The following is a 10,434-nucleotide window of genomic DNA, read 5'->3' as shown; positions in this document are numbered from 1 at the left end:
CTGTGAGACCAGGAAGCGCCTGCGATGTTGGGCAGGGCGCGGGTCGATCAGGTGGTAGATATGCAGGGTTGTTTCGTCTGAGCCGATTATGGCCGATGCTATATCTCCGCTCCGCACATCGCTCCATGTGCGCGCGTTGCGATAGACATTACGATGGCCCCAACCGATCATCGCGTGCGTGCCATAAAGATCGACGTCGATGAGATGTTCGGGCCGGATGAGGTCCGATAAGTCTTCGCCTGCTGCGGACACCGGCACGATCAAGCTAACATGCACGCCATTGGTTTCGACAAAAATGGGAATGCCTTGATCGGGTTCCTTCCAATCGGAATTTGCCGGAACGAAGCTGCCCGCCAGTGCCGAGACGAAGTACAAGCCAATCATCAGCAGCGGCCAGCCAATCAAAGCCCGCAAAGCAGTACCAACGCTGTTGATGCGAAACAGTTTCAAGTGTAACTATCTTCCATGGCCGACTTTACCCATGTCTATGATGCTCCGCCGCCGGGTGCAAATCCGGATTGGACGATCCCGCAAGCATGGGATGCCTTCACCGCCGATGAGCATGCGATGTGGGACCGGCTGTTCGCCCGCCAGTCTGCAATGCTGCCTGGTCGGGCCTGCGATGCCTTCATGCGCGGGATTGATGTGCTCAAACTCGAAAAGCCGGGCATTCCCGATTACCGCGAACTCAATGCGCGACTAATGGCGGTAACGGGCTGGCAGGTGGTAGCTGTACCAGGTCTGGTTCCCGACGATGTGTTTTTCGACCATCTCGCCAACCGTCGCTTTCCTGCCGGCAATTTCATCCGCACCCCCGAACAGCTCGATTATCTGCAGGAACCTGATGTCTTCCACGACGTCTTCGGCCATGTCCCGATGCTCGCCGATCCGGTGTTTGCCGACTATATGGTGGCCTATGGCAAGGGTGGTCTGCGCAGCCTTGGCTTTGGCGCGCTGCACAAGCTGGCCCGGCTATATTGGTATACGGTCGAGTTCGGGCTGATCGAGGAGCCAGCAGGCTTACGCATTTATGGCGCAGGCATCGTTTCCAGCTATGGCGAGAGCATCTTCTGCCTCGACGATCCGAGCCCCAACCGGATCCGGTTCGATCTGTTGCGCTTGATGCGCACCGAATATCGGATCGACGATTACCAGCAGAATTATTTTGTCATCCCGTCACTCGAGCATCTGTTGAAGGTCACGGTCGAAACCGATTTTGCACCGCTTTATGCACAACTGGAATCGCTGCCGGATATTCCGATCGCCGATATCCTGCCTGAAGATGACGTCATTACGCGCGGCACACAGGCCTACGCACAATCAAAGGCCAAATGAAAAGCCCCTTCCCGAAAGGGAAGGGACTTGGCTGGCAACCGATTGATGGGAGGGGGGATCGGAGTACCGGTCGCCAACAAGTGCGTTACGGCATCAGAACGCTGTCGATGACATGGACAACGCCGTTCTTTTGGCGAAGGTCAGCTAGGGCGACGGTCGATTGGCCACCCTTGGCATCGGTAACAATCAGCTTGTCGCCATACATGGATGCTGTCAGCTTCTGTCCCTGAACCGTGGTGAGCGTCGCCTTGCCATTACCGCTCTTGATCGCGGCAGCGATAGCTTTGCTATCGAAGGTGCCCGCGACAACATGATAGGTCAGAACGGTGGTCAACGTGCCCTTGTTTTCAGGCCTTACAAGTGTTTCGACCGTGCCGGCAGGCAGCTTGCCAAAGGCGGCATTGGTGGGTGCAAATACGGTGAAGGGGCCGGGGCTGGCGAGTGTATCGACCAGACCAGCGGCTTTGACAGCGGTAACGAGGGTTGAGAGATCAGGCGTGGCAACGGCTGCTTCGACGATATTGGTTTTCGGAGCGGCCATCGAATGGCCGCTATGGCCATGGTTATGCGCATGGCCAACGGTTGCGGCCGAAGCGATGGCTGCACTTGCAATTGCAATCTTGAAGAGGTTCTTTGTCATGGTCTTTCCTTCTGCAAGACATGTGGGGGATATACATGTCGGACGCAGTTACGGAGCGACCTGCAGGATGGATGCAGCCGAATGAAAATTTTTTCAGATGGTGTCGATTGCACCCTTGGCGATCACCGGTCCGGTTGCCTTCCCGCCCGGCGCGCCGCCTGCTGGCTCGGGTGTAATCGCGAACAACGCACCCTTGTGCAGATGCGGTCGCATCGCTTGTGGGATGGAATGAACAGCAGGTTTTGATGGGTCGATCATACCAAGCGACCTTGCGACGCCATCTTCAGGGATGATCCACAATTCGGGATAGAGCGTACCTGTATCGAGCGAAATCGGGATGATCTGCAACGCGCCCGTTTGAGGATTATAGTTGGCGGCGACGCTTTCGCGTCCACCTTCTGCTCCAATCGCCGCGACCAGTATCTGCGGCTGTGCGGGGACAGGTTGCATCTCGGGCTGGCGCCACAGCATCGTGGCCAGCACCAGTGCAACGGCGAATGAAGCGGCCGTCAATCCTTGCCAGATGCGAAGGCGAGTGACTGTATTGTCCTGACGCGGTTGGGAAGCGATCGCGGCGTCAATCCGCGACCAGACAGCGGGCGAGGGAGCTTCTTCTTCGAGCGGTTCCATTGCGACCATGCGGTCCGACCATTTGGCATGCTCGGAGGCAAAATTCGGGTCGTCGGCAAGTCTTGCACGCGCCTGCGCTGCCTCGGCCTTGTCGAGCAGACCCAATGCCAGTTCGCCAGCGGTTGCGATATCCTCATCGGTCAAACGCATCAGCTCATGCCCTCAAGGCAATGGCGCAGCTTGATGAGCGCGCGGCGGATGCGGCTTTTTACCGTCGGCAGCGGCGTCGATTCAGCAACTGCGAGATCGGCATAGGTGCGCCCGTTCCAGAAGGCCGCGCGAATAAAATTGGCGTCGCGATCATCGAGTCGCTCAATACAGCTGTCGACAACGCGCGCATCGTCTTTCTCTGACAGCAGCTTTTCGGCATTGGGTGAGGGGTCAGGGATTGCCAGCGCTTCCTCAAGATCCGCCGGTTTGCCCTTGTCGCGCGCGCGAAGCCTGTCGATCGCGCGGTTGCGTGTGACGGCAACCAGCCAGCTGATCGGGCTCGCCTTGTCCCGGTCAAAGGCGGCGGCACGGTTCCAGATGGTGAGATAGGCGTCTTGCAAGGCTTCCTCGGCTTCGTTCCGGTTGCCGAAGATACGTAAACAAACGCCAAAAAGTTTCGCGGAAGTTCGCCGGTATAAAAATTCGAACGCTTTTCTGTCGCCTATGCCCACCCGGCCGAGCGCATCGCTCAGCAATTCGCGCTCGCGACTAGCGCGGGCAATGGCCATCTGGCTTGCATCGGGTTGCGCGTTCATGGGCCGGTTATCGGCGCCTAAGTAGGTAAGCGCAAAACGGGATTTGGCCGGTAGTCTTTACCAGGTACCGAAGTCACCCGGCGGTTGGCTGGTGCGTCCCGACGCGCGGATCGGGCGTCTATGTCCATATTGGCGGCGCTTGACGAGGCGCAGGCACGGCCAGTCGCCATTATCCTTGCGCTCGATCAGCAGGAAGCCGTTGCGTCGATAAGCGCGTATTACCTTGTCCACTTGCGTGTCGAGCAAACCTGCAAGGATCAATGTGCCGCCTTCAGCGATGACCGACGAGAAACTTGGGGCCAATTCCACCAATGGTCCCGCAAGGATATTGGCGATCAGCAGGTCATAGGGTGCGCGGGCAGATATTCCCGGATGGTCGGTCCCTGTCGCAACATAGAGTGTAACCTGGCCGCTTCTCCGGCCGAGGGAGACGCCATTTACAGAGGCGTTTTCGCGTGTCACATTGATGCTTACGGGATCGATGTCCGATGCGGTCATCATTGCCCGTGGCCAAAGATGTAGTGCAGCGAAAGCCAGCAGTCCCGTGCCAGTGCCTATATCTGCAATATGGTGATAGCGTTTTCCGGATCGATGCAGCCGGTCAAGCATGGCGAGACATCCGCTGGTCGTTTCGTGCCCGCCAGTGCCGAAAGCCTGCCCCGCCTCAATCAGAAAGGCCTTTGCGCCTGCAGGGATTGAGCCCTTGTTGGTTGACGTGTGAACATAGAACCGCCCGGCATGGACCGGATCGATGCTCTTCTGGCTCAGGGTTAGCCAATCCTCGTCGGGGAGATGCTCGACAACTGCTTTCGCGCCCAATCGGTTTTCCAGCAGGCTGGTATCATGCTGCGACGGCTTTGCATTGAAGTAGGCCTGTATGGACCATTTCGCGTCGTTGAAGGCTTCCAACTCATCGGCCACAAGTGTTGGCAGGTTTTCGAACTGCTCGAGCCACTCATCATCCTCGTGCATCGCCTCTGCTTCGGCGCGCGAGCAGGGCAGGGTAAGCTTCCAGTTCATTTTGAGGTTTCTTTGGCCAACCTGTTTTCAAGCCTACTTAGCGCGCCCGCCGCATATTGGGAGCAGGCTGTCGCGTCGATCAAAGGCTCGTCGCCGTTAAGACGCTCGAAAAAACCACTTTGCGAAGGATGGGGGGTAATCAAAATGTCGCAATTCTCGAACGCGGCGATTTTAGAGATGGTTGCCCGCAAAGGCGCAACATATTCCGGATGGTCGCTAAAATGATAATCGTCCGCCGAAACTGCACTCAAGCTATCCGCAAAAACGATGTTTAAGCAATTTCCATTGTCGCAGCTTTGCCAGCGCCAGCTTGTGCCGCCGGGTGAATGGCCGGGCGAGGCAATCGCAGTTAGAATTTGGTTGCCGATTTTCAGCGTTTCGCCGTCGCGGATTGTCTGATCCACTTTGACACCTTCGACTGGATTGAAAAGTCCTTTCTGGGGATCAGACGGATGCACAGTGCCGCTTTCAAGAGCATCTTTGGCTTCTGCTCGCGCAATCATCCGTGCGCCGGTTATCCGTTTCAAACCGGCCAAACCTCCCGAATGATCGAAATGTTCGTGTGTGTTGAGCAGATAGCGAACATCGGTGGGGTTGAAGCCGAGCTTGCGGATATTCTCCGCAATGCCCGGTGCAGCCTCTGCGATGGCGCCGTCGATCAGGAAATGACCTTTTGGCGTGGTAATCAATAGCGAAACGATGCCGCACGTTCCCACCATGTACACATTGCCATAGACATGGGCCGGAGGTGCCGGGTCACCCCATCCGTCGCGGCCTTCGCAGGCCTTGGCGATGGGTTCAAACTTGGAGGTTGCGGCGGACTGCGCGCCACTGTTGGAGGCACAACCTGTCAGGGCCGTTCCAATTAGAGCAAGGATTGCGACCGATTTAGCGAACATAGCTGGCTCCATTTATATCGAGTATTGCGCCGGTCATCGAAGGCGGTGCCTCTAGCGCACAGAAGCGGACGAGCGTCGCCACTTCCTCAGGCATCGCCACGCGGCCAAGCGGTATGTCGGCGAGCAGCTTGTCCCCACCACGGCTAGCCAAATAGTCCTCGGCCATCCCGGTCATCGTAAAGCCTGGGCAGATCGCAAACGCATAGATTTGCTGCGCAGCAAAGCCGCGTGCAATGCTTTTGGTCATCGCGACCATCCCGCCTTTGGAGGCTGCATAATGCCAATGTGCCGGGCTGTCGCCACGATAGGCGGCGCGGCTCGCGACATTGATAATACGGCCCTCCTGACCCAGTGCTTGCCAATGAAGGATCGCAAGACGGCAAAGCTGGGCAGAAGCCGTCAAGTTGATCGCCATTGTCCGTTCCCAGCCATCTAGCCATTCAATGTCACTGAGATCGATCGGATTTGCTTCAAATACGCCGGCATTGTTGACCAACACGTCAATCCGGCCACCCATTTCCTGCAAAGCATTGTGCCAAATTTCGGATGGAACGGTAGGATCGCTCAAATCGCCATCCGCGCTGGAGGTTGCGTGGATCAGGACATTGTCGTCGCCGAGTTCATCGACAATGGCTGCGCCGATACCGCGCGATCCACCCGTGACTAAGATATGCAAGGTCATGCCCGCTGCCTTCCACAGCGGGCAACGAAATTCAACCTTGCTTAGTGAGTGCGTTGATCAGCGAACCAGATTTGCGGCAAATTTTCCTGCATTGGCCTGCAGCGAGGAAATCTTGCCTTCGACATCGCCAAATCCTGCCTCGAGCTGCGAAATTTCCGACACAACATTTTCAGTATCGGCGCGGATTGCGGCGATGGTGTTGGACATCAGGTCGGCGGCGAGTGCGGTTTCGTCAACCGATGCCGTGATCATGGTCACCGTTTGGGCCTGCTCTTCCATCGCGTGGCGGATTCGCTCGGCGCTGTGTTGCACATCTTCTACCGCAGTCTTGATCGCGACATTTGATTCGACCGACGCCTTGGTGGCATTCTGGATAGCCGTAATCTTGCCGGCAATTTCATCAGTCGCTTCGGCGGTCTGGTTGGCGAGGCTTTTTACTTCCTGCGCGACAACTGCAAAGCCGCGACCGGCATCGCCCGCGCGCGCCGCTTCGATAGTGGCGTTCAAAGCGAGAAGGTTGGTCTGGCCCGCAATATCGCGGATCAAGCCAAGGATAGATTCGATCGACTTCGACTGCTCAGAAAGAGTGTCGGTCGCTTCAACCGCTTCCTGCGCGCGCTCGGTGGCGCGATTCGCAACATCGGCTGCAGTCTCCACCCCCGAGCGGGTGTCTTCGATGGCGCGGATCAGACCTGCCGCAGTTTGGGCGGCTTCACGCATAGCCACAGCTGACTGTTCAGACGCAGTGGCAACTTCCGATGCTTTGCTCAACATGCCCTGGGCGACGGAGGTGCTGGCTGCCGCCTGCTGACGCAGGATATTTGCCTGTTCGGATATCTCGGCCGTGCTCGATCCGATGTCGCTTTCGAACTGGGCCGTGTAGCCTTCCTTCTGTTCGCGCTGGACGATGCGCTGGTAATGCACATAGCAGGCCGACGTTACGGCAAGTTCCATCGCGGTAAAATCATGGACGGTTTTGATCAATCGATCACGTTTGGTATCGCCAGCTTCCAGCTTGGTATCGAAAATGTCGAAATAGCGAAGGCTTGCGCGCGTCGATGCGGCCAGTAAATGCCCGAGCGGCACCCGATCCTTGCAGGCAGCAATAATCTGCGCTTTCAAATATTCTCGCCACATCGTCCCTTTGATGTCGCGCATGCGTTCACGGATATAGTTCGCGGTCGATTTGACCATCGCAGCCATATATTCCGGATTACGAAGTTGTTCGGTATCTCCAAAACTTGTCCAATATTCCCAATAATAGGCAGCAAAGGCATCCATTTCGTCATCGACAATGGCAAGCAAGTCGCGGCACTTCGATGCCATCTGGCCATCAAAATCAAAGGCTTTGACGATGGTATCAAACTCAGCCGAAAGTGACTTTTCCATATCCGACATTGCGAACTCCCGAATTGCGACCTGCAAGTTACATCTAGTTAGGTGTGCAAAGTTAAGCGGGAATGGTTAACGCCCAGTTATCCATGGCAGGCAAAATTCCGTATCCCGCACCTTGCGCAGACGGTTCAAAGCGGTAAAGAGCGACGCAAACTTGAACAGGGAAGCTTAGCCGATGGCGCAGAATCCGAACCGGCCGATTTCGCCGCACTTGCAGATTTATCGCTGGGGGCCGCATATGGCGGTGTCCATCTTCCACCGCGCGACAGGTTTTGTGCTGGCAACTGCCGGTATGCTGACCCTGTTGTGGTGGATTGCGTCGATCGCGGGTGGGCCGGAAAGCTATGCTAGCTTCCAAGCCTGGGTGGTTTCTGCGGGTGCAGAAGCAACTGGACTGCAAACTGCTGCCAACTGGTTCTTCCGCTTGCTTGGTCTTGCTGTGACCTACAGCTTTTTTCAGCATTTCTTCTCGGGCATCCGCCATTTGCTGATGGACCTCGGTGCCGGCTACGAACTGACCACGGTGCGCACTTGGTCGATTGCGGTGTTTATTGCAGCGCTGACGGCGACCGCACTAGTCGCGATGCTCGTCGCGTCGCGTTTTATGGGGATTTGAGATGGGTAACGGAACCAACCTCGGACGCGTACGCGGGCTTGGCTCGGCCAAGCATGGCGGTAAGCATTGGATTGATCAGCGCCTGACCGCTGTCGGCAATTTGCTGCTCACCAGCTGGCTAGTGCTTTCATTGCTGCTGCTGCCTAATTTTGAGCATGAGACGGTCGCCGCCTGGTTGGCCCAGCCATCAGTTGCAGTACCGATGATCCTGATGCTGGTCAGCATCTTCTGGCATGTCCGCCTCGGTCTGCAGGTCCTCATCGAGGACTATGTGCATGACGACGGCAACAAATTTGCCGCGCTGACCCTTTTGAACTTCTACGTAATTGGCGCCGCCGCATTCGGCATTTTCATGGTCGCCAAGCATGCCTTCACCGGAGTGCCCGCCTGATGTCTGAAGCCTATAAGATTATCGATCACACCTATGACGTCGTTGTTGTCGGCGCCGGTGGCTCAGGCTTGCGTGCAACCATGGGCGCGGCTGAAGCTGGTTTGAAAACCGCGTGCATCACCAAGGTGTTCCCGACGCGTTCGCACACCGTGGCTGCACAGGGAGGCATCGCTGCGTCGCTCCAGAACAATTCGCCCGATCACTGGACCTGGCACATGTACGATACCGTCAAAGGTTCGGACTGGTTGGGTGACCAGGACGCCATCGAATATATGGTGCGTGAAGCGCCCGCAGCGGTTTACGAGCTGGAACATGCCGGCGTGCCGTTTTCGCGCAACGCCGACGGTACGATCTATCAGCGCCCCTTTGGCGGCCATATGCAGAATATGGGCGAAGGCCCGCCGGTGCAGCGCACCTGCGCCGCCGCTGACCGCACAGGTCACGCCATGCTGCACGCGCTTTATCAGCAGAGCCTGAAATATGATGCGGACTTCTTCATCGAATATTTCGCGCTCGACCTGATCATGGAAGATGGTGCCAATGGACCCGAATGCCGGGGAGTTATTGCCCTGTGCATGGACGATGGCAGCATCCACCGCTTCAAGAGCCAGTCTGTCGTACTGGCTACCGGCGGCTATGGTCGCGCGTATTACAGTGCAACGTCTGCGCACACCTGCACCGGCGATGGTGGCGGCATGGTGCTGCGCGCTGGTTTGCCTTTGCAGGATTTGGAGTTCGTCCAGTTCCACCCGACCGGCATCTATGGCGCCGGCGTGTTGATTACCGAAGGTGCGCGCGGCGAGGGCGGTTACCTGACCAACAGCGAGGGCGAGCGTTTCATGGAACGCTATGCGCCTTCGGCCAAGGATCTTGCTTCGCGCGACGTCGTGTCGCGTTCGATGGCGCTTGAAATGCGCGAAGGTCGCGGCGTTGGTCCGAATAAGGACCATATCTACCTGCACCTCGATCATATCGATCCAAAGGTGTTGGCGGAACGCCTGCCGGGCATCACCGAAAGCGGCAAAATTTTCGCCGGTGTCGATCTGACCCGTCAGCCGTTGCCGGTTTGCCCGACCGTCCACTATAATATGGGCGGCATTCCCTGTAATTATCACGGCCAAGTGGTGACCAAGAAGGGCAAAGACCCTGAAGTCGTTGTTCCCGGCCTCTATGCTGTCGGTGAAGCTGCCTGCGTATCCGTGCACGGTGCCAACCGCCTCGGTTCAAACTCCCTGATCGACCTCGTCGTCTTCGGCCGCGCAACCGGCCTGCACCTCAAGGAAACGCTGAAGCCCAATGCCGCGCAGAAGGCGCTGCCCAAGGATTCGGCCGACCTGGCGCTCGCCCGCGTCGATCATTTCCGCAACGCCAAAGGCGGTTCACCTACAGCCGAGGTGCGCCTGCAAATGCAGCAGGCGATGCAGAAGCACGCTGCGGTATTCCGCGATAGTGCGTTGCTCGCCGAGGGCTGCGAAATCATGCAGAAGGTCAATCAGCGGATGCAGGACATCTCGGTCAGCGACCGCAGCCTTATCTGGAACACAGATCTTGTTGAAACGCTCGAACTCGACAATCTGATGAGTCAGGCGATCTGCACTATCGAAGGTGCCAACGCCCGCAAGGAAAGCCGCGGTGCGCATGCGCATGAGGATTTCCCTGATCGTGACGACAAGAACTGGATGAAGCACACCGTTTCCTGGTTCGAAGGCTGGGGCGGCAAGAGCGGCAAGGTCACTCTCGATTACCGTCCGGTGCACGATTACACGCTCACCGACGAGGTCGAGTATATCAAACCGAAGGCGCGCGTTTACTAAAGCGATTTAAAAGCCTGGGCCGTAAGGTCCAGGCTGCGCTTGCGCATCTCATGCGAAAAGACCGAGCAAGAGACGATGATTTCGTCTGCTTGCGTGCGCTCAATAAACTTCGAAATACCCTCCCGAATTGTGTCGGGTGAACCGATGGCGCTGCATGAAAGCACCTCGTCGAGCATCGCGGCAATATGCGGGGGCAGGCTCTCCTTGTAGCCTTCAACCGGTGGTTGCATCTGGCGCGGATTACCCGTGCGCAGGCCCACAAAGCT

12 protein-coding genes and 1 pseudogene are annotated in these 10,434 nt (G+C 57.2%); 4 read left to right on the top strand and 9 right to left on the bottom strand.

The genetic code is table 11. The features are described 5' to 3' along the window. Positions 1-450: DUF2459 domain-containing protein (locus Q0239_RS01765; protein ID WP_298597388.1), on the bottom strand; the 450-nt coding region annotated here is incomplete at its 3' end. A 15-nt stretch (positions 451-465) separates the two neighbouring features. Between Q0239_RS01765 and phhA the strand changes: the two genes are divergently transcribed. Beyond that, positions 466-1,335, top strand: coding sequence for a phenylalanine 4-monooxygenase (phhA, locus tag Q0239_RS01760; RefSeq protein ID WP_298597385.1), 870 nt, complete (start codon positions 466-468; stop codon positions 1,333-1,335). A gap of 85 nt (positions 1,336-1,420) precedes the next feature. On the opposite strand, the gene Q0239_RS01755 is transcribed toward phhA, so the two are convergent. The 7 genes from Q0239_RS01755 to Q0239_RS01725 form a co-directional block, all read right to left on the bottom strand. After that, positions 1,421-1,975: a fasciclin domain-containing protein gene (locus tag Q0239_RS01755; RefSeq protein ID WP_298597383.1), complete on the bottom strand. Its 555-nt coding sequence runs from the start codon at positions 1,973-1,975 to the stop codon at positions 1,421-1,423. A gap of 93 nt (positions 1,976-2,068) precedes the next feature. After that, on the bottom strand, positions 2,069-2,755 hold the full coding sequence (locus tag Q0239_RS01750; protein ID WP_298597381.1) for an anti-sigma factor: 687 nt from the start codon (positions 2,753-2,755) through the stop codon (positions 2,069-2,071). After that, on the bottom strand, positions 2,755-3,351 hold the full coding sequence (locus tag Q0239_RS01745) for a sigma-70 family RNA polymerase sigma factor (RefSeq protein WP_298597379.1): 597 nt from the start codon (positions 3,349-3,351) through the stop codon (positions 2,755-2,757). Before Q0239_RS01745 ends, Q0239_RS01750 begins: the two co-directional genes overlap by 1 nt. Before the next feature lie 57 nt (positions 3,352-3,408). Continuing rightward, positions 3,409-4,371 carry a 50S ribosomal protein L11 methyltransferase gene (locus tag Q0239_RS01740; RefSeq protein ID WP_298597377.1) on the bottom strand — a complete coding sequence of 321 codons (963 nt, stop codon included), beginning with the start codon at positions 4,369-4,371 and terminating at the stop codon, positions 3,409-3,411. Continuing rightward, positions 4,368-5,270 carry a subclass B3 metallo-beta-lactamase gene (bla, locus tag Q0239_RS01735; RefSeq protein WP_298597375.1) on the bottom strand — a complete coding sequence of 301 codons (903 nt, stop codon included), beginning with the start codon at positions 5,268-5,270 and terminating at the stop codon, positions 4,368-4,370. The genes Q0239_RS01740 and bla overlap by 4 nt, the downstream gene beginning before the upstream one ends. Continuing rightward, positions 5,260-5,952: an SDR family NAD(P)-dependent oxidoreductase gene (locus tag Q0239_RS01730; protein WP_298597373.1), complete on the bottom strand. Its 693-nt coding sequence runs from the start codon at positions 5,950-5,952 to the stop codon at positions 5,260-5,262. The genes bla and Q0239_RS01730 overlap by 11 nt, the downstream gene beginning before the upstream one ends. A 57-nt stretch (positions 5,953-6,009) precedes the next feature. Then, positions 6,010-7,341 (bottom strand): methyl-accepting chemotaxis protein, encoded by a 1,332-nt coding sequence (locus Q0239_RS01725; protein WP_298597369.1) that lies wholly within the window; start codon positions 7,339-7,341, stop codon positions 6,010-6,012. Between the two features lie 181 nt (positions 7,342-7,522). On the opposite strand from Q0239_RS01725, the gene sdhC reads away from it, so the two are divergent. From sdhC to sdhA, 3 genes are read left to right on the top strand one after another with little or no spacing between them, the layout of a single operon-like run. Further along, positions 7,523-7,963: a succinate dehydrogenase, cytochrome b556 subunit gene (gene sdhC / locus Q0239_RS01720; protein WP_298597366.1), complete on the top strand. Its 441-nt coding sequence runs from the start codon at positions 7,523-7,525 to the stop codon at positions 7,961-7,963. Between the two features lies 1 nt (position 7,964). Beyond that, the gene (gene sdhD / locus Q0239_RS01715; protein WP_298597364.1) at positions 7,965-8,354 is read left to right on the top strand and encodes a succinate dehydrogenase, hydrophobic membrane anchor protein; all 390 of its coding nucleotides are present in this window, start codon (positions 7,965-7,967) and stop codon (positions 8,352-8,354) included. Then, on the top strand, positions 8,354-10,168 hold the full coding sequence (sdhA, locus tag Q0239_RS01710; protein WP_298597362.1) for a succinate dehydrogenase flavoprotein subunit: 1,815 nt from the start codon (positions 8,354-8,356) through the stop codon (positions 10,166-10,168). The genes sdhD and sdhA overlap by 1 nt, the downstream gene beginning before the upstream one ends. On the opposite strand, the pseudogene Q0239_RS01705 reads toward sdhA, so the two are convergent. Next, positions 10,165-10,434: pseudogene (locus Q0239_RS01705) on the bottom strand (alkane 1-monooxygenase); the annotation flags it as partial. The gene sdhA and the pseudogene Q0239_RS01705 sit on opposite strands and share 4 nt — an antisense overlap.

The sequence above is a fragment of the uncultured Sphingorhabdus sp. genome (assembly GCF_937872355.1).
In the GTDB taxonomy this organism is placed as follows: domain Bacteria; phylum Pseudomonadota; class Alphaproteobacteria; order Sphingomonadales; family Sphingomonadaceae; genus Sphingorhabdus_B.
This window is presented reverse-complemented; position numbering and strand designations above follow the sequence as displayed.